Origin of the sequence: Citricoccus muralis, assembly GCF_003386075.1 — a bacterium.
Lineage (GTDB): Bacteria > Actinomycetota > Actinomycetes > Actinomycetales > Micrococcaceae > Citricoccus > Citricoccus muralis.
In genome coordinates this window covers 3,336,697-3,356,824 of sequence record NZ_QREH01000001.1, presented here as the reverse complement: position 1 = coordinate 3,356,824, position 20,128 = coordinate 3,336,697, and the positions used below count along the sequence as shown (strand labels likewise).

Genomic DNA, 20,128 nt, shown 5'->3' with positions numbered 1-20,128 from the left:
GCAAGCGCCATGAGCAACACCGAGACTGACCCGCAGGAGACCGTCTGCAGGACCAAGCCGTCCACTGGTCCGCGCTTCACCGAGGGCCTCTCGAACGGCGTGGACCCGCACACCGGTGGCACCGGCACGGTCGAGCTCCTCGAACCCCGCGCGGTCCCGCTCGGCGGGCCCCGGGCCATGACCGTCAAACGCACCCTGCCGCAGCGGGCCCGCTCCCTGATCGGCGCCTGGTGCTTCTTGGACTTCTACGGCCCGGATGACGTCTCCGCCACCGGGGGCATGGCGGTCCCCCGTCACCCTCACACGGGGCTGGCGACCGTCTCCTGGCTGTTCACCGGGCGGGTGGACCACATCGACTCCGCCGGTCATTGGGCCACCGTCCGCCCCGGTGAGGTCAACCTCATGAACGCCGGTTCCGGGATCACCCATTCGGAGTACTCCACGGCGGACACCACCGTCCTCCACGGTGCCCAGCTCTGGTACGCCTTCCCGGAGCACGCCCGTGCCACCGCTCCCTCGCTCGAGGCCCACCGACCCGAGCCGGTGACCGGGCCCGGCTACACCGCCCGCGTCTTCCTCGGCTCCCTGCTGGGATCCACCTCCCCGGTGAAGACCCACCTGCCGCTCACGGGCGTGGAGTTGCGAATGGACCCCGGCACCACGCTGGAGGTGGACGTCCCCGCTGGCCACGAGCATGGCCTGCTCCAGGTCACCGGGACCATCTCCCTGGACGGGGTCGAGATTCCCGAGGACCACCTCGGCTTCGTCGGTCCCGGCCGGACCCGCCTGAGGATCACCTCCGGATCGGACCCCGTCATCGCGCTGCTGATCGGCGGCGAGCCCCTGGGCGAGCAGATCATCATGTGGTGGAACTTCGTGGGCCGCACCCACGAGGAGATCGTGGCCTGGCGCGCCGCCTACCAAGCCGAGATGGGCTTCGAGGTGCCATGGGAGGACTCCCCACTGACCGGCGCTGCGCTGGGCGCACCGGTGTCCGCAGATCTGCTGGACGCCACGATCGGCACCAGCTATCGCGATGGCCGGACTTTCCCGCAGTTCGGCGACTTCCCGGCGGACACCCCCGCCCCACTGCCCGCCCCGGCACTGCCCACCACCCGCATGCGGCCCCGCGCCAATCCTCCGGCGAAGTAGACCAGATCCCCTCGTCCACCACCAACCATCAAGGAGACACGAGAGCCCATGAGTGACCAGACACCATCCCTGGACCACCCGCAGGTCGTCCAGGGCAGCAAGCCGCGGTACGAGATCCACGTGGACGCCTCGGGCGAGCCGGCCGGCAAGACCTACTTCACCGAGCATGCAGCGGCCGATGGGACCCGGCAGCGGATCTTCCCCCATACCGAGGTGTCCGAGGAGTACAGCGGCCATGGGCTCGCCTCGACCCTGGTCCGCGGCGCGTTGGACCAGTCCATTGCCGAGGGGTACCGGATCGTCGCCGTCTGCCCGTATGTGAAGGGGTGGATCGAGAAACACCCTGAGTACCAGGAGCATGTGGACGCCACCAAGCCGGAGCACCTGCAGGCGCTCGAGCGCCGGTAGACCTAAGAACACCAAGAACAAAGCCGGCCGGGAGCATCTGATGATGCTCCCGGCCGGCTTCTCGTGGTCGGGGTGACAGGATTTGAACCTGCGGCCTCGTCGTCCCGAACGACGCGCGCTACCAAGCTGCGCCACACCCCGTGGAGAGTGGTTCCATGCCGAGTCCGGCGGGGAACCACAGTGGTCTATCCTAGCCGCCCGTTCCCGGATTCACCAAAACGATCCATGGAGGCGAGCGGCACGGACACTAGACTGGTCACGTCAGCAGATCAGTTCAGGCGAGACGGAGAGACGTGGCCACCGAGGCGGAGGAGTTCGGCGCTTTCAGGGACTTCCTGGCGTCACGCCCGAACCTGGTCGGTCTGGCCGCCTTCCTCGTCGTCTTCATCGGTGTGGGCCTTCTGTCCGACTCGATCCTCGCGGCCTTCCTCGCGGCAGCCCTGGGATACGGGGCGGGCCTGATCCTGACACCGGTCCACCGCCAGACCTATTCCTCTGGCATCCCCGTGCGCGGTGCAACCCGGGAGGAGATGGAAGGACAGCTCGCGGAGGTCCGCCGCCGGATCCGCAGCCATGGCGCTCAGCTTCCCCCGGCCGCCCAGCACGACCTGTCCGTGATCACTGTGCACTTGGGCGAGATGATCGACCGCTGGGATCTCGTCCAGCAGGCTCCGGAGCAACGCCTGTCCATCGAATCCCTCGTGTACCAGTACCTGCCGAGCACGCTTGACGTGTTCCTCCGTCTGCCCGACTCGGCCAAGCCGGCAGCTGCCCCGGAATGGACCCAGCAACTGCGTCTGCTGGCCACCGAGGTCTCCCGCAGCCGGGACACCGTCCTGAAGCACGACCTCGAGTCGATGCGCAACAACGGACGAGTGCTCGAGCAGAAGTTCGAGGACGGGGACCTCAAGATGTTCCGGGAGAACGGCCTCTAGGACTCCTCGCGGCCCTCGCCCGGTTCACTGTGCTCGGCGAGGCTGCCCCCGGTGAAGCGAGTGAACGCTCCCAGGACCGCGGTCCATTCTTCCAGCCACGACGTCGGCTCATTCCCTCGGACGCTCAGCTCCGCTCCCCCACGGGGACCGGTGGACCAGGATATGTAGAGCCGAACGGGAGAATCAGTCGCGTCCCGGTGTCTGCCCCACCAGTCGAGCTCCAAGGTACCCTCCGCCGCACCCGCCAGAGCCGCCCACTCGTAGGGGGGATCCTGGTCACCGGCCGGGCCTTCCGCGTTCTCTTCCAACAGGGCGCCTTCACCGAAGTACACGTGGCCCGACTCCCCGGTGGCACGAAACTCCCGCGGCCACCAGAGATGGGTGTCATCCACGAATGCCCCGACCGCCTGGTCCAAGTCCAGCGGGATGGAGGCGTTCAAGGCATGTGTGGCCTCAGCCGACGCAGGACCACTGTTCACCACCGTTCCGGGCACCACATCCCCCGTCGAGGCTCCCGCATCCGTGCTCGGAGGGCCATGCTCGCCACTGGTGGGGACGGCGAACGGGTCAAGGAACAGACTCTCAGACATGCCCCTCATCAAACCATGCCGACCGGGACTTGAACGCGCGTACGGGGAGCTGCTGACCGTGGCTTCTCTCCGCAAGGCCAGTTAAACACAGAAGCCCTGGACCGTGAGGTCCAGGGCTTCTGTTCAATGGTTGTCCGGCGGCGTCCTACTCTCCCACATCCTCCCGGATGCAGTACCATCGGCGCAGTGGGCCTTAGCTTCCGGGTTCGGAATGGGACCGGGCGTTTCCCCCACGCTATGACCGCCGTAACCCTGTTACCACCTCTGTCGACACTCACACCCCGTCACAGGGGGTGGGTGTTCGGTCGGGGGTAGTCTCTGGTTTCCCTGCCCCACACCGCCGTCCCCTGGTGTTGAGCCCGGGGCGGGGTGGTGTGGTTCGAGGGGGGTTACAACTTACCTTGTTGCACTGTTCAGTTTTTCCGCCCCGTCCGCACTGTCCCATCGATGATGGTCCCGTGCCGGGGTGGTGGTTCGGTTGGTTGTTGTTCCGCAACCGCATAGTGGACGCTACGCATCTGGCCCTCTCATACCCTTTGAAGCGTGTATGAGAGATGCTTGTGTGTATAAGTTATCGGCCTATTAGTACCGGTCGGCTTCACAAGTCGTTAGTCCTTGCTTCCACGTCCGGCCTATCAACCCAGTGATCTGCTGGGGGCCTCCCGACCCGAAGGTCGTGGAAATCTCATCTCGAAGCTGGCTTCCCGCTTAGATGCTTTCAGCGGTTATCCTTCCCGAACGTAGCTAATCAGCGGTGCACCTGGCGGTACAACTGACATACCAGAGGTTCGTCCGTCCCGGTCCTCTCGTACTAAGGACAGACCTTCTCAAATTTCCTGCGCGCGCAGAGGATAGGGACCGAACTGTCTCACGACGTTCTGAACCCAGCTCGCGTACCGCTTTAATGGGCGAACAGCCCAACCCTTGGGACCTACTCCAGCCCCAGGATGCGACGAGCCGACATCGAGGTGCCAAACCATGCCGTCGATATGGACTCTTGGGCAAGATCAGCCTGTTATCCCCGAGGTACCTTTTATCCGTTGAGCGACGGCCGTTCCACAACGGGCCGCCGGATCACTAGTCCCGACTTTCGTCCCTGCTCGAGCTGTCGCTCTCACAGTCAAGCCCCCTTGTGCACTTGCACTCGACACCTGATTGCCAACCAGGCTGAGGGGACCTTTGGGCGCCTCCGTTACATTTTGGGAGGCAACCGCCCCAGTTAAACTACCCATCAGGCACTGTCCCTGACCCGGATCACGGGCCGAAGTTAGATGTCCAGAGTGACCAGAGTGGTATTTCAACGATGACTCCACACGAACTAGCGTCCATGCTTCAACGTCTCCCACCTATCCTACACAAGCCACACCGAACACCAATACCAAACTATAGTAAAGGTCTCGGGGTCTTTCCGTCCTTCTGCGCGTAACGAGCATCTTTACTCGTAGTGCAATTTCGCCGAGTTCACAGTTGAGACAGCGGGGAAGTCGTTACTCCATTCGTGCAGGTCGGAACTTACCCGACAAGGAATTTCGCTACCTTAGGATGGTTATAGTTACCACCGCCGTTTACTGGGGCTTAAATTCTCAGCTTCGCTCGTGAGAGCTAACCGGTCCTCTTAACCTTCCAGCACCGGGCAGGAGTCAGTCCGTATACATCGTCTTGCGACTTCGCACGGACCTGTGTTTTTGATAAACAGTCGCTTCCCCCTGGTCTCTGCGGCCCATACACCCTCCACACAGCAAGTGTGCTTCAGGCTCAGGGCCCCCCTTCTCCCGAAGTTACGGGGGCATTTTGCCGAGTTCCTTAACCATGATTCTCTCGATCGCCTTAGTATTCTCTACCTGACCACCTGTGTCGGTTTGGGGTACGGGCGGCTAGAACCTCGCGTCGATGCTTTTCTTGGCAGCATAGGATCACCGGATCCCCCACCTAGTGGGGGCCTATCGGGTCTCAGGCACACGCCTGGCGGATTTGCCAACCAGACACCCTACACCCTTGGACCAGGTCAATTCCATTGCCTGGCCCGGCTACCTTCCTGCGTCACACCTGTTAATACGCTTGCCTTATCGGTTCAGGTCCCGCGCTCCCCTACCACGTCCCCCGAAGGGGATCCAGGCAGGTTCGGGCGGTTAGTATCACCGACTCAGCATGGGCGGTTCTTCGCCGGTACGGGAATATCAACCCGTTGTCCATCGACTACGCCTGTCGGCCTCGCCTTAGGTCCCGACTTACCCAGGGCAGATTAGCTTGACCCTGGAACCCTTGGTCATCCGGCGGACGGGTTTCTCACCCGTCTTTCGCTACTCATGCCTGCATTCTCACTCGTGCACAATCCACCGACGCTTACGCCCCGGCTTCACCTCGTACACGACGCTCCCCTACCCACCCAACTTATGTTGAATGCCACGGTTTCGGCGGTGTGCTTGAGCCCCGCTACATTGTCGGCGCGGAATCACTTGACCAGTGAGCTATTACGCACTCTTTCAAGGGTGGCTGCTTCTAAGCCAACCTCCTGGTTGTCACAGCAACTCCACATCCTTTCCCACTTAGCACACGCTTAGGGGCCTTAACCGGTGGTCTGGGCTGTTTCCCTCTCGACCATGAAGCTTATCCCCCACGGTCTCACTGCCACGCTCTCACTTCCCGGCATTCGGAGTTTGGCTGACGTCAGTAACCTTGTAGGGCCCATCTGCCATCCAGTAGCTCTACCTCCGGGAAGAAACACGTGACGCTGCACCTAAATGCATTTCGGGGAGAACCAGCTATCACGGAGTTTGATTGGCCTTTCACCCCTACCCACAGCTCATCCCCTCCATTTTCAACTGAAGTGGGTTCGGTCCTCCACGCGCTCTTACACGCGCTTCAACCTGGCCATGGGTAGATCACTCCGCTTCGGGTCTAGACCGTGCCACTCAAACGCCCTATTCAGACTCGCTTTCGCTACGGCTTCCCCACACGGGTTAACCTTGCGACACAGCACTAACTCGCAGGCTCATTCTTCAAAAGGCACGCCGTCACCCCTCAAGGCTCCGACGGATTGTAGGCACATGGTTTCAGGTACTATTTCACTCCCCTCCCGGGGTGCTTTTCACCATTCCCTCACGGTACTGATCCGCTATCGGTCAACAGGTAGTATTCAGGCTTACCAGGTGGTCCTGGCAGATTCACACGGGATTTCTCGGGCCCCGTGCTACTCGGGCACACTCTCTAAGCGGCGGTACGCATTCGCACTACGGGACTCTCACCCTCTACGGTCAGCCATCCAAAGCTGTTCGCATATACGCCCGCTCCTCACCACCCCAAGCCGGCAGACCTGGGACGAAAGGGCCCACAACCCCGACCACGCAACCCCTGCCGGGTATCACACGTGAACGGTTTAGCCCCATCCGCTTTCGCTCGCCACTACTCACGGAATCACTTTTGTTTTCTCTTCCTGCAGGTACTGAGATGTTTCACTTCCCTGCGTTCCCTCCAACCGGCCTATGTGTTCAACCGGCGGTCACACACTCGTAGGTGTGCGGGGTTCCCCCATTCGGAAATCCTGGAATCAACGTCCGGTTATCGACTCCTCCAGGCTTATCGCAGATTCCCACGTCCTTCATCGGCTCCTGTTGCCAAGGCATCCACCATGCGCCCTGAAAAACTTAGCCACACAAGGCCAAGCCCTCAATGAGCAACACCCACCACCAACCACCCACCAAAAGCAGGAGGTCAACAACGGGTGTATCAAAAGATGACTACATTCTCGGCGCCACCACACACCACCAGGGGGCGATATGCGGCAGCAATAAAAATAAGATGCTCGCGTCCACTATGCAGTTCCCAAACAACAACCCGCACCACATCTCCCACACCAACCCACAAAAGGAGTCAATGCTTCAGCATGGCCGGAACCAGACCACAGGCCCGGAACAACCACCCCACACCACACCACCACCGACCCCCCACCAAAGGAAGACCAAGCGATCATGCGCTGCACGAGCAGCCGGTCCTGTTGTCCCAGGACCCAACAGTGTGCCAACACCCCAACCCATCCAAACCAGCAGTCCTTCCACACGACGGCGCGACATCCCGGGCAACACCCAAGACGCCCATTCCAGACGCAGTACTACGACCACCAGCCGGTACGGCCAGGGCACTATTCGTTGATGTTCCACCCATGAGCAACTCGCCGACCCACGAACGGGGCCGCTACGAGCACTACACCTGAACCACACACCCACAAACACAAAGATCTGCAGGCCTGATAGCTAAGGGGCTCCTTAGAAAGGAGGTGATCCAGCCGCACCTTCCGGTACGGCTACCTTGTTACGACTTAGTCCCAATCGCCAGTCCCACCTTCGACGGCTCCCCCCACAAGGGTTGGGCCACCGGCTTCGGGTGTTACCGACTTTCGTGACTTGACGGGCGGTGTGTACAAGGCCCGGGAACGTATTCACCGCAGCGTTGCTGATCTGCGATTACTAGCGACTCCGACTTCATGGGGTCGAGTTGCAGACCCCAATCCGAACTGAGACCGGCTTTTTGGGATTAGCTCCACCTCACAGTATCGCAACCCATTGTACCGGCCATTGTAGCATGCGTGAAGCCCAAGACATAAGGGGCATGATGATTTGACGTCGTCCCCACCTTCCTCCGAGTTGACCCCGGCAGTCTCCCATGAGTCCCCGGCATAACCCGCTGGCAACATGGAACGAGGGTTGCGCTCGTTGCGGGACTTAACCCAACATCTCACGACACGAGCTGACGACAACCATGCACCACCTGTGAACCCGCCCCAAAGGGGAAAGACCATCTCTGGCCCGGTCGGGAACATGTCAAGCCTTGGTAAGGTTCTTCGCGTTGCATCGAATTAATCCGCATGCTCCGCCGCTTGTGCGGGCCCCCGTCAATTCCTTTGAGTTTTAGCCTTGCGGCCGTACTCCCCAGGCGGGGCACTTAATGCGTTAGCTGCGGCGCGGAAAACGTGGAATGTCCCCCACACCTAGTGCCCAACGTTTACGGCATGGACTACCAGGGTATCTAATCCTGTTCGCTCCCCATGCTTTCGCTCCTCAGCGTCAGTAACAGCCCAGAGACCTGCCTTCGCCATCGGTGTTCCTCCTGATATCTGCGCATTTCACCGCTACACCAGGAATTCCGGTCTCCCCTACTGCACTCTAGTCTGCCCGTACCCACCGCAGATCCGGGGTTAAGCCCCGGACTTTCACGGCAGACGCGACAAACCGCCTACGAGCTCTTTACGCCCAATAATTCCGGATAACGCTCGCGCCCTACGTATTACCGCGGCTGCTGGCACGTAGTTAGCCGGCGCTTCTTCTGCAGGTACCGTCACCCGAAAGCTTCTTCCCTACTGAAAGAGGTTTACAACCCGAAGGCCGTCATCCCTCACGCGGCGTCGCTGCATCAGGCTTGCGCCCATTGTGCAATATTCCCCACTGCTGCCTCCCGTAGGAGTCTGGGCCGTGTCTCAGTCCCAGTGTGGCCGGTCACCCTCTCAGGCCGGCTACCCGTCGTCGCCTTGGTGAGCCATTACCTCACCAACAAGCTGATAGGCCGCGAGTCCATCCAAAACCGATAAATCTTTCCACCCCCCACCATGCGATAGGAGGTCGTATCCGGTATTAGACCCAGTTTCCCGGGCTTATCCCAGAGTCAAGGGAAGGTTACTCACGTGTTACTCACCCGTTCGCCACTCATCCACCCCAGCAAGCTGGAGCTTCAGCGTTCGACTTGCATGTGTTAAGCACGCCGCCAGCGTTCATCCTGAGCCAGGATCAAACTCTCCGTAAAAAAACAAAAAGCGGACAACACACAGACCCGGCGGAAAACCAGACCCACATGCCACCCAAGAATCCATGGCAAAAAGTCACTGCAAACACACGGGGTGTGTCCCAGCAACCAATCAACCAATTCAAAAAATTGGCATCAACAAACTTGGCACACTATTGAGTTCTCAAACAACAGGCACATCATGACTACTCACAAAGAATCCGGTAAGACCGGCGAAATCTTTGCTTTTCTCATCTGCGGCTTTTCAAGCTTAGTTCCTTGCTTCCTCCCCGTCAAATCGGCGTTTCCGGCGATTTTCTGGAGTGGAACCGAAGTCCCTCTGTGTTGCTTCCGGTTCTCAGGACCGCCGCTGAAGCGACTGGCTCGTTGCTCCGGAGCAACTTTTCTAGCTTAGATCCTCACTCGACTCGGTGTCAAATCCACCGCGCCGGGCATTTCCTCTGGACCGAAGTCCTTCCGAGCTGCCTGGATCATCACCAGCGGTTCCGCCTTGCGGTTTCCCCGGTGCCATGCTGTGGCTCCAACCCCGGGTTTCCCGTAGATCTTCACCGCTTCGGTCTGGAAGAACTTGTCTTCCGCGCCTTGGCACAAGAGAAGACAATACACAGGTTCTGGAGCTTTGCATAATCGGCTGGCCACCGCCCCGGCGAGACGACATCAGGGGCGTCAGCGGATCGGTCGAAGGTACACCGTCGCGAGTGGCGGGGCGGTGATCACCGCGGACGCCGGCTGCCCCTGCCACGCTTCATCCGACGCCTCGATCCGTCCGTCATTGCCGAGACCGGACCCGCCGTAGCTCTCCGCATCGGTGTTCAGGACCTCGCGCCACTGCCCCGAGAACGGCAGTCCCAGGCGGACCTCGTGATGGGGGTTGCCGGACAGGTTCGTCACGCAGACCAGGGGACGTGGCTCTCCCGCACCGGCCTCCGGAGTGGACCAGCGGATGAACGAGAAGAGGTTCCGGTCGCCGTCGTTCTGGTCGATCCACTGGAATCCGGCCGGATCGTTGTCCTGGCTCCACAGCTCGGGGGCGTCGCGGTACAGGAGGTTCAGGTCACGCACGGTCTTCATGAGCCCCTTGTGGCTGGGGGTGTCCGTGAGCCACCAGTCCAGCCCATGGGATTCCCGCCATTCCGATTCCTGGCCGAACTCGGAACCCATGAACAGCAGCTGCTTGCCCGGGTGCGCCCACATGTAGCCGTAGTACGCCCGCAGGGAGGCCAACTGCTGCCACCGGTCTCCCGGCATCTTGCGCAACAGCGATCCCTTGCCGTGAACTACCTCGTCATGCGAGAGCGGCAGCACGTAGTTCTCGCTCCATGCATAGACCGTCGAGAACGTCATCTCGTGGTGATGCCACTTGCGGTTGACCGGGTCCTCGGACAGGTAGGCGAGGGAATCGTGCATCCAGCCCATGTTCCACTTCAGGCCGAAGCCGAGCCCGTCATGACTCGTCGGCGCGGTCACTCCGGAGAACGCCGTGGACTCCTCGGCGATCATCACGATCCCGGGGTTGCGCCGGTAGGCCGTGGCCGTGGTCTCCTGCAGGAAGCTGATGGCCTCGAGGTTGTGGTTGCCACCGTGCACGTTCGGCACCCACTCCCCGTCCTCGCGGGAGTAGTCCAGGTACAGCATCGAGGCGACGGCGTCCACGCGCAGCCCGTCGATGTGGAACTCCTCCAGCCAGTACAGGGCGTTGGCCACCAGGAAGTTCCGCACCTCGGTACGGCCGTAGTCGAACACGAGGGTGCCCCAGTCCGGGTGTTCGCCTTTGCGTGGGTCGGCGTACTCGTACAGGGGCTGGCCATCGAACGTCGCCAGGGCCCAGTCGTCCTTGGGGAAGTGCGCGGGCACCCAGTCCAGGAGCACACCGATGCCGGCCTGGTGCAACCGGTCCACCAGGTATTTGAAGTCATCCGGGGAGCCGAACCGGGACGTGGGTGCGTAGTACCCCGTGACCTGGTAGCCCCAGGACCCCCCGAAGGGGTGCTCCGCCACCGGCATGAACTCCACATGGGTGAATCCCTGCCAGGAGACGTACTCGACCAGCTGGTCCGCCAGCTCGCGGTAGCTCAAACCCGGCCGCCAGGACCCGGCGTGCACCTCATAGACACTCATGGCCGCGTCGTGCGGATTGGTCGCCGCCCGCTTCTCCATCCACGCCTCGTCCCCGAAGGCATACCGGGAGTCCTCCACCCGGGAGCCGGAGGCCGGCGGCACCTCGGTCCAGCGGGCCATGGGGTCGGCTTTGTCCCGCCAGTGGCCGTCGCGGCCGAGGATCGCGTACTTGTAGACGGTTCCGACGCCGATCCCCGGGACGAAGATCTCCCAGAGGCCCGAGTCGCCCAGCGAACGCAGGGCGTGCTGGCGACCGTCCCAACCGTTGAAGTCACCCTTGACCCGCACGGCCGCGGCATTGGGGGCCCAGACAGCGAAGGAGGTGCCCGTGATGTCGCCCTGGGGCGAGGAGTAGTGGCGGACCCGCGCGCCGAGGACCGTCCACAACGTCTCGTGCCGGCCCTCACGGAACAGGTGCTGGTCCAACTCCCCCACGGTGGGCAGGTACCGGTACGGATCGTCCTGCTCCGCCTCGGCCACCCCGGGGTAGGTCACGAGGATCCGGTAGCCCGGGACATGTCCCGGGTCCGTGGCGGGAGCCGTCCCGACCCACACGCCCTCGTGTTCATGGCGCAGCGGTACACGCGTGCCGTCGTCGAGCAGGACGGCCAAGTCCTCGGCCAGGGGCCGTAGCACCCGGAACGTCACGGTGCCGGTGTCCCCCAGGTGGGCCCCGAGCACCTCGTGCGGCTGGTGGTAGCGGCCGTTCGCGACGGCGGCCAGCACCTCCGCGTGCACCTCCAGCGGCGCTGTGAGGTCCTTCGCTGCGGGGCTTCTAGCGGTGTCCTGCGCGGCATGATCCGGTTCCACGGCATCCTCCTGGATGGTGCTCTGGCGTTCTGGGCCCACGGTAGCCGCCACGGCGGCCCGGCGCAGGAGTCCGCGGACGGCCGCTGCTGGGACCTCGACCCAGTCCGGGCGGTGGCGCAGCTCGTAGGCGGTCTCGTAGAGCGCCTTGTCCAGCATCAGGGCGGTGAAGACGGTGGATCCGGTGTCCACCGTCTTCCCGACGGCGGACTCGTAACCCTCGAGAAAGGCCTGCTGGGCCGGTTCCGTCCAGGCCGCGGCCCCGGACAGGGCACCGGCGTAGTCGAAGGACCGCAGCATCCCGACGACATCGCGCAGCGGCAGGTCCCAGCCCGATCGCTCCGTCGCCTCCCGGAGGGGTTCGCCCTCGAAGTCGAGGACCGTCCAGCGCCAGCCCGCCGGTCCCGCGGTGGCGGCGGTAGCCGGCGAGGCCAGGACCTGTCCGAGGTGGTAGTCGGCGTGGATCCGCTGCAGCGGCGGTATCCCGGCTCTCGCCTCCGGGGACCGCAGTGAGTCGATCACCGCGCGCAGCTTGTCCCCGTGCTCCTCTCCCACGGCCGTGGCCGCCTCGCGCCACCCCCACCCGAGGCGGTCCGCGAGCGCCGTGAAGACGGCCGGTGTTCCCTCGCTTCCGTCGAAAACGGGGCGAGTGCCGAAGGCCTCGGCGAGGGCCAGGTGCAATCGTCCCGTGGCAGCGCCGATCCCGGCGGCCTCGGTGGTGAAGTCGCGACCGGCGGCGGCCGCATCGGTGGCCTCCCGCCAGGCGTCCCGGGAGTCCTCGATGAACTCGCGCAGCACGCAGAGCTCACCCGTCTCCCCACGTGTCTGCGCACCCGCCGCCGTCCCGGGGCCAGTCCACGTTGCCGTGGCCGAGCCAAAGGTCACGGGGACCTCGCTGGAACCGCCGGCGGACAGCGCCAGGCCGATCTCGACGTCGGGATGGGTGCCCGGGGCCAGCACCCGGAAGAACTTGAGGATGAGCCGACCTGGATCAGCGCCCACCACCACGGACGTGTTGGACTGTTCGCCCTGGAGCACGCGCAGGTCCAGGGTCCCGGGGTCGAAGGCGGGCCAGTCGCGGAAGCCGGCATAGGCGTGGCCTGCGACTCCGCCAGCCCCGCTGCTCTCAGTACGCGCCTCACTGCGCATCAGCTCCAACCACGCAGCGACGAAGGCCGGGTCCTGCGTGCCGTCGTAGACCCACCGGGGACCGGACGGCGTGTCACCGCGGCCGATCAGCGCGGCTGAGGCGCCCGGGATCTCCTCCCGGCGCATCGTCAGGGGGACGGACACGGCGACGGCGTCCTCGTTTGCATCGCTTCCTTCGCTTCCTGCGGGAGCGGCCGTGAGGATCAGCGACAGGAGCTGGATGTCACCGGTGCTGTCTGCAGCCGAGGCCAACCGGAGCTCGCCGGCCTGGCGCAACGCGACGTCTCCCCGGAGCGGAAACCACCGTTGGCCCGGAAGCCACCGGATGAGGAGGTCGTGGAGATCGTGGAGGTCCGGAGGAGACTCGCTCATCGGTTCCGCCCCGCTGAGAGGTCCGGGGTGATGACCGGCATCGCCGTGGTGTAGGGGTTCGGCCGGCCGGCCAGGGCCGCCGCATCGGCCCCCGGCATGGGCTCCGGGCCGGTCCGCAGCCGCAGCCAGTAGAAGCCGTGACCGGGCAGGGTGACGGGCAGCCGGCCGTCCTCGCCGATGTCGAGGAACGGGCGGCCGCCGAAGACATCGCGCAGGCCCCGGCCCTCATAGCCCGGCACGCTCAACCAGGTGGCCACTGGTTCCGGGGCGAGGTTGAAGATGCAGAGCACCGTCTCGGGGTACAGGTCCTCCTTCTCGGAGGCGGGCATGTCCCGCACGAAGGCGAGGACCTGTTCGGCCTCCGCCTCCACCACCGTGAAGTCACCCAGCCCGAACACGGGGTGCCGCTTGCGGACGGCGAGAGTCTCTCGGACCCAGTGCAGCAGGGAGCCGTTGGAGGCCAGCTGCGCCTCCACGTTGACGTGGTTGTAGTGGTAGACGAGCGACTGGATGACCGGCAGGTACAGCTTGCCGGGATCAGCCTCGGAGAATCCGGCATTCCGGTCCGGGTTCCACTGCATGGGGGTGCGGGAGGCATCCCGGTCCGGCAGCCAGATGTTGTCCCCCATGCCGAGCTCGTCCCCGTAGTACAGGAACGGCGAACCTGGCATGGCCAGCAGCAGCGCGTGGATCAGTTCGAGTTCGGACCGGCTGTTGTCCAGCAGGGAGGCGAGCCGGCGGCGGATGCCCACGTTGGCACGCATGCGCGAGTCCGGGGCGTACCAGCCGAGCATCGCCTGGCGTTCCTCCGGGGTGACCATCTCGAGGGTGAGCTCGTCATGGTTACGCAGGAACGTGCCCCACTGGGTGCCGGCAGGGATCTGCGGGGTCTCGGCCAACGCCTCGAGGATCGCCGTGGCCTTGTGGTCGCGCAGGGCATAGAAGATCTTCGGCATGATCGGGAAGTGGAAGCACATGTGGCATTCCGGCTCCTCCTCCGAACCGAAGTAGTCCACCACGTCCGCCGGCGGCTGGTTGGCCTCGGCGATGATCACCCGGCCCGGGTACTCCGCGTCCACCATGGCCCGCAATTGCTGCAGGAAGCCATGGGTGCGCGGGTCGTTCTCGCAGTCGGTGCCCTCCTCCTCGAAGAGATAGGGGATGGCGTCCGCACGGAAACCGTCCACGCCCATATCCATCCAATAGCGGACCACGTCGAACAGCGCCTCGATCACGGCGGGATTCTCGAAGTTCAGGTCCGGCTGGTGGGAGAAGAAGCGGTGCCAGAAGAACTGGCGGCGGACCGGATCGAACGCCCAGTTCGACTCCTCCGTGTCCACGAAGATGATGCGGGCGTCCTGGTATTTCTCGTCCGTGTCACTCCACACGTAGAAGTCGCCGTACGGGCCGTCCGGGTCAGACCGGGACTCCTGGAACCAGGGGTGCTGATCCGAGGTGTGGTTCAACGGCAGGTCGATGATGACCCTGAGCCCGCGCGCATGGGCCTCGGCCACGAGCCTCTTGAAGTCCGAGGCGGTGCCGAACTCGTCCAGCACCTCGTAGTAGTCCGCGATGTCATAGCCGCCGTCCCGCAGCGGTGAGCGGTAGAACGGGGGTACCCACAGGCAGTCGATGCCCAGCCACTGCAGGTAGTCCAGCTTGTTGATCAGGCCCTCGAAGTCCCCAGATCCGTCCCCGTTGTCATCATGGAAGGCCCGCACGAGCACCTCGTAGAACACGGCGGTCCGGAACCAGTCCGGGTCGTGGGAGATCCCGTGGGTGTGCATCTGGAAGGAATGGGCCATCAGCTGCGGCGCACCACCTTCAGCACGTGGACCGGCTCCACGGCCGGGTCCAGCCGCACGTAGTTGTCCGCGCCCCACCGCCAGCGGGCGCCGGTGATCAGGTCCTCGACCTCGAACCGGCCCTCGGAATCCAGGTCCGCCGGGTCCAGGTCCAGGGCCGCCAGGTCGAGCGAGACGGTGGCCTCGCGCGCCGCGTGCGGATCGCAGTTCAGCACCACGATGACCGTGTCCGCCCGGCCGGGCAGGGACTCCGTCAGCGCTGCGGCATCCGGCACACCGGGGAACACTGGGGTCTCTGCCGGGACCACGACGCCGGCCGGGGCCCGGTACTGGCCGTCCGGCAGGTGGCGGCGAGACTTGGAGAAGGCCAGGATCCCCTCATTGTCCGCCGGGTGCAGGACGAGGTTCTGCAGGTCCTGGAACGCCGGGTGGGCCCGGCGGATCTGGTTCAGCCGGGTGATGTAGGGAGCGAGCGAGGCACCCCGGGCCTCGGCACCGGCGAAGTCGCGGGGCCGGTACTCGTACTTCTCGTTGTCGATGTACTCCTCGGCGCCCGGGCGGGCCACGTGCTCGAACAGCTCGAAACCGGCGTACATGCCCCACATCGGGTTGGACAGGGCCGCCAGCACGGCACGGATCTTGAAGGCCGCGGGCCCGCCGAACTGCAGGAACTCCGTGAGGATGTCCGGGGTGTTGACGAAGAAGTTCGGACGGTAGAACGCCGGAGTCTCGGCCGTGACCTCGTGCAGGTACTCGGCGATCTCGTCCCGCGTGTTCCGCCACGTGAAGTAGGAGTAGGACTGCTGGAACCCGGCCCGGCCCAGGGCGTGCATCATGGCCGGCCGAGTGAAGGCCTCCGCCAGGAACACGACCTCCGGATGGCTGCGGTGCACCTTGGCGATGAGCCACTCCCAGAACCACAGGGGCTTGGTGTGCGGGTTGTCCACCCGGAAGATCTTCACGCCGCGGGCGATCCACAGCTCCACGACCCTCAGGACGGCCCGCCGCAGACCGCGGGGGTCGTTGTCGAAGTTCAGCGGATAGATGTCCTGGTACTTCTTCGGTGGATTCTCCGCGTAGGCGATGGTCCCGTCCACCCGGGTGGTGAACCACTCGGGGTGCTCGGCGACCCAGGGGTGGTCCGGAGAGCACTGCAGGGCCAGGTCGAGGGCGACCTCCAGCCCGAGCCCGGCGGCCCGGTCGACGAACCCGGCGAAGTCCTCGGCCGTGCCGAGATCTGGGTGGAACGCGTCATGGCCACCCTCCGGCGATCCGATGGCCCACGGTGAACCCGGGTCGTGGGGTCCTGCCTCCAGCGCGTTGTTCGGGCCCTTGCGGTGGGCACGGCCGATCGGATGGATCGGCGGGAGGTAGATGACGTCGAAGCCCATCTCCGCGACCGCTGGGAGCCGGCCGGCCGCCGTCGTGAAGGTTCCGGAGGCCCAGGTCCCCGATTCCGGGTGGTAGACGGCCCCCTCGGAGCGGGGGAAGAACTCGTACCAGGCACCGCGGCCGGCCAGCGCACGCTGCACGTCCAGCGGGTAGGCGGGTGACGGGGAGACGAACTCGCGGATCGGGCGGGCGGCGAGCACGTCGACCAGGTCCGGGTCCTCGGCTGCCAGCAGGCGCTCCTGCGTGCCCCGCGTGGTGTCCTCGAGCCCTCGCACGGCGCGGGCCAGGACCGCCCGGTCCGCCTCGGAACGGCCGGGATCCGCGGCGGCCTTTCGGAACAGCGCGCCGCCCTCGGCCAGCATCAGCTCGACGTCGGCCCCGACCTCGATCTTGACGGTCGCGGCGTGGTGCCAGGTCGCGTAGGGATCGGACCAACCCTCGATGGTGAAGGTGTGGGGCCCGACGGCGGCCGGCCGCAGCGTGGCCAGGAACTCGTCCAGCCCGGGAGTGCCCTCGGTCATGCGCGTCCGCTGGATTTCGGTACCGTCCGGGCCATAGAGGACGGCGGTGGCCCCGAGCCGGTCATGCCCCTCGCGGAACACGGTGGCGCGGACCGGGATGTCCTCACCGATCAGCGCCTTGGCCGGGACGGCGCCGCAGTGGACCACCGGCTGGACACCGGTGACCGGAATGCGGCCCACCTTGACCTCGGTGCGGACCATCGGCATTCGGACAGAATTACTGGAATTCTTGGCAGCTCCCACGGCCCCGACGTTACCGGGGCGATCCCCCCGTGGCCACTGATCGGGACGAAATGGTGGACCTGTGACGGGCGATCCCCTGCTGGGAGGGTCCTGAGCGCCGAGGATTCAACCGGCGGCCAACCACGCGTCGTCCGTGGTTCACCCGGCAGTCCCGCGGCGAGGCGGGCCCCGTGGATAATGGGCCGGGTGAAGGCTATCCGTCGGTTTACCGTCCGTACCCACCTGCCCGAGTCGATCGCGGGACTGAGCCGCCTGGCGACCAATCTGCGCTGGTCCTGGCACCCGCAGACCAAGGAACTGTTCCGGGACCTGGACCCCCAGGCCTGGTCGGAGTCGAACCAGGACCCCGTGGCCCTGCTGGGGTCCTTCGACCGGCACCGGCTGTCCGAGCTCGCCGCCGATGCGTCGATCGTGGCCCGCGTCCAGGACGCGACCGCCGACCTGGACCGCTACCTCACCGAGGACCGGTGGTTCCAGCAGGACTTCATCGGTGCGTCGGGCGGCCCGGGCGGGGACATCCCTACCCCGCGGCCCATCGCGTACTTCTCCCCCGAGTTCGGCATCACCGCCGTTCTCCCCCAGTACTCCGGTGGTCTGGGCATCCTGGCCGGTGATCACCTGAAGTCCGCCTCAGACCTCGGGGTGCCGATCATCGGCGTGGGCCTGCTGTACCAGTCGGGCTACTTCAAGCAGTCCCTGTCCCGCGACGCCTGGCAGATGGAGACCTACCCGGTCCTGGACCCGGACAACCTGCCGCTGACGCTCCTCAAGGAGGAGGACGGGGCCGCCGCACTCGTCCGCCTGCCGCTGCCCTCGGGCCGGACGCTGCACGCCCAGGTGTGGCGGGCCGACGTCGGGCGCGTGCCCTTGCTGTTACTGGACTCCAATGTCCCGGCGAACGACGACACCGCGCGCTCCATCACCGACCGCCTCTACGGCGGCGGTGGGGACCAGCGGCTGCAGCAGGAGTTGCTGCTCGGCATGGGCGGGGTCAAGGCGCTGCGCCTGTACGCGCGGCTGACCGGTACGGAGGTGCCCTCCGTCTACCACACGAACGAGGGCCATGCCGGGTTCCAGGGCATCGAGCGGATCGAAGAGCTCATGTCCGCCGGGTTGGACTGGGAGACCGCCCTGACCTCGGTGCGCGCCTCCACCGTGTTCACCACGCATACCCCGGTCCCGGCTGGGATCGACCGTTTCGACCGCGCCCTGGTGGAGCAGTTCTTCCGGGCCGGGCTGGCCCCGAGCGTGCCGCTCGAGCACGTGCTGGCGCTGGGTGCCGAGGACTTCGAGGGCGGCACCCCGGGCGTGCACAACATGGCCGTGATGGGCCTACGCCTCGGCCAGCGCGCCAACGGCGTGGCCCAGCTGCACGGGGAGGTGTCCCGGGAGATGTTCAAGGGACTGTGGCCGGGCTTCGACGCCGATGAGGTACCGATCGGGTCCATCACGAACGGCGTGCACGCCCCCACCTGGGTCTCGGACACGGTGTCTGCCCGGGCGATCGAGCTGTTCGGGACCTCCGCCGTGTCCGGTCACGACTGGCAGCGCGTCTTCGACGTCCCCGACGCGGAGTTGTGGGAGCTGCGCCGGACCCTGCGGCGTGCCCTGATCGCGGACGTGCGGTCCCGGCTGCGGTCCTCCTGGCGCAAGCGGGGAGCCTCCGAGGCCGAGCTCGCCTGGACCGATTCCGTGCTGGACGAGAACGTCATGACCATCGGATTCGCCCGGCGCGTGCCCACCTACAAGCGGCTGACGTTGATGCTCCGCGATCCCGAGCGGCTGAAGCGTCTCCTGACAGATCCGGAGCACCCCATCCAGTTGGTGGTGGCCGGAAAATCCCACCCCGCCGATGAGCAGGGAAAGCTGATGATCCAGCAGATGGTGCGGTTCACGGACGACCCGGAGGTGCGCCACCGGATCGTGTTCCTGCCCAACTACGACATCCAGATGGCCTCCACCCTGATGCCCGGTTGTGACGTCTGGCTGAACAACCCCCTGCGCCCGCTGGAGGCCTGCGGCACCTCCGGCATGAAGGTCGCCATGAACGGCGGGCTGAACCTGTCCGTACTGGACGGCTGGTGGGATGAGATGTACGACGGTGAGAACGGCTGGGCCATCCCGAGCGCCTCGTCCGCGGCCTCCACCGAGGAGCGGGACGATGTGGAGGCTGCCGCACTCTACGGCCTGCTGGAGAACGAGCTGGTGCCGCGCTTCTACGGCGCCGAGACCTCGGACCAGGCCGGGGCCGCCGGCCCGTCGGACGCCTCCACGGACGGCCTCCCGCACCAGTGGCTGGCCATGGTCAAACACACCATGGCCACCCTCGGCCCGGCGACCTCGGCCGACCGCATGGTGCAGGACTACGTCCAGGAGCTCTACCTCCCGGCCGGGCGGGCGGGGCGGGTCATGGACGCCGACGACTACGCCCGGGCCCGCGAGCTGGCCTCCTGGAAGACCAGGGTCCGGGCCGGCTTCGGCTCCGTGATCGTGGAACACGTGGATTCGCTCGGCGTCTCCGAGGAACCCCAGGTCGGCGACGAGATGCAGGTCTCCGCCTACATCAGCCTGGGGCAGCTGTCCCCCGAGGACGTGCGGGTGGAGGCCGTGTATGGCCGGGTCACCACCAAGCCGTCCGGCGTGCTCGAGGAGGACACCCTCGCCGACACCGACGCCCTGGAGCTGACCCCGGCGCAGGACCTGGGAGACGGCCGCTGGCAGTTCACCGGCTCCCTGGTGATCGACCGTTCCGGCGCCTTCGGCTACTCGGTCCGGGTCCTGCCGCAGCACGAGCTGCTGGCCTCGATGGCCGAGATGGCCCTGGTGGTCAACGCCGGCTGACG

General features: G+C 65.2%; 8 protein-coding genes, 1 tRNA gene and 3 rRNA genes. 4 read left to right on the top strand and 8 right to left on the bottom strand.

Annotated features, from left to right (window positions below; translation table 11 throughout):
- Positions 1–9 precede the first annotated feature (9 nt).
- Positions 10–1,152 (top strand): pirin family protein, encoded by a 1,143-nt coding sequence (locus tag C8E99_RS14925; protein WP_115932962.1) that lies wholly within the window; start codon positions 10–12, stop codon positions 1,150–1,152.
- A 48-nt stretch (positions 1,153–1,200) separates the two neighbouring features.
- A complete protein-coding gene (locus C8E99_RS14920) occupies positions 1,201–1,560 on the top strand; it encodes a GNAT family N-acetyltransferase (protein ID WP_115932961.1) in 360 nt (119 codons plus the stop codon).
- A gap of 64 nt (positions 1,561–1,624) precedes the next feature.
- Here C8E99_RS14920 and C8E99_RS14915 read toward each other — a convergent pair.
- Positions 1,625–1,701, bottom strand: a tRNA-Pro gene (locus tag C8E99_RS14915).
- A 152-nt stretch (positions 1,702–1,853) separates the two neighbouring features.
- Here C8E99_RS14915 and C8E99_RS14910 point away from each other — a divergent pair.
- Entirely contained in the window at positions 1,854–2,495 is a 642-nt protein-coding gene (locus C8E99_RS14910; protein WP_115932960.1) for a hypothetical protein, read from the top strand.
- Here the strand turns inward: C8E99_RS14910 and C8E99_RS14905 are convergent.
- The 7 genes from C8E99_RS14905 to C8E99_RS14875 form a co-directional block, all read right to left on the bottom strand.
- A complete protein-coding gene (locus C8E99_RS14905) occupies positions 2,492–3,085 on the bottom strand; it encodes a hypothetical protein (protein ID WP_115932959.1) in 594 nt (197 codons plus the stop codon). The two genes, C8E99_RS14910 and C8E99_RS14905, sit on opposite strands and share 4 nt — an antisense overlap.
- A 132-nt stretch (positions 3,086–3,217) precedes the next feature.
- Positions 3,218–3,334: ribosomal RNA gene (gene rrf, locus C8E99_RS14900) — 5S ribosomal RNA — on the bottom strand.
- 313 nt (positions 3,335–3,647) lie between these two features.
- A 23S ribosomal RNA gene (locus tag C8E99_RS14895) occupies positions 3,648–6,735 on the bottom strand.
- Positions 6,736–7,351: 616 nt separating this feature from the next.
- Positions 7,352–8,878 (bottom strand): 16S ribosomal RNA (locus tag C8E99_RS14890).
- The 16S, 23S and 5S rRNA genes sit together here, the layout of an rRNA operon.
- Before the next feature lie 666 nt (positions 8,879–9,544).
- Entirely contained in the window at positions 9,545–13,324 is a 3,780-nt protein-coding gene (gene glgB / locus C8E99_RS14885; protein WP_115932958.1) for a 1,4-alpha-glucan branching protein GlgB, read from the bottom strand.
- Entirely contained in the window at positions 13,321–15,129 is a 1,809-nt protein-coding gene (treS, locus tag C8E99_RS14880) for a maltose alpha-D-glucosyltransferase (RefSeq protein ID WP_115932957.1), read from the bottom strand. The genes glgB and treS overlap by 4 nt, the downstream gene beginning before the upstream one ends.
- Positions 15,129–17,243, bottom strand: coding sequence for an alpha-1,4-glucan--maltose-1-phosphate maltosyltransferase (locus C8E99_RS14875; protein ID WP_115933528.1), 2,115 nt, complete (start codon positions 17,241–17,243; stop codon positions 15,129–15,131). Before C8E99_RS14875 ends, treS begins: the two co-directional genes overlap by 1 nt.
- 228 nt (positions 17,244–17,471) lie before the next feature.
- Here C8E99_RS14875 and glgP point away from each other — a divergent pair, with 228 nt between their 5' ends.
- Positions 17,472–20,126: an alpha-glucan family phosphorylase gene (gene glgP, locus C8E99_RS14870; protein ID WP_211309066.1), complete on the top strand. Its 2,655-nt coding sequence runs from the start codon at positions 17,472–17,474 to the stop codon at positions 20,124–20,126.
- The last annotated feature ends 2 nt before the right edge of the window (positions 20,127–20,128 follow it).

Bases quoted from the DNA above. Each gene is read 5' to 3' on its own strand.
- glgB (WP_115932958.1), bottom strand. From the start codon at position 13,324: ATGAGCGAGTCTCCTCCGGACCTCCACGATCTCCACGACCTCCTCATC.
- C8E99_RS14920 (WP_115932961.1), top strand. From the start codon at position 1,201: ATGAGTGACCAGACACCATCCCTGGACCACCCGCAGGTCGTCCAGGGC.
- treS (WP_115932957.1), bottom strand. From the start codon at position 15,129: ATGGCCCATTCCTTCCAGATGCACACCCACGGGATCTCCCACGACCCG.
- C8E99_RS14925 (WP_115932962.1), top strand. From the start codon at position 10: ATGAGCAACACCGAGACTGACCCGCAGGAGACCGTCTGCAGGACCAAG.
- C8E99_RS14875 (WP_115933528.1), bottom strand. From the start codon at position 17,243: ATGGTCCGCACCGAGGTCAAGGTGGGCCGCATTCCGGTCACCGGTGTC.
- C8E99_RS14905 (WP_115932959.1), bottom strand. From the start codon at position 3,085: ATGTCTGAGAGTCTGTTCCTTGACCCGTTCGCCGTCCCCACCAGTGGC.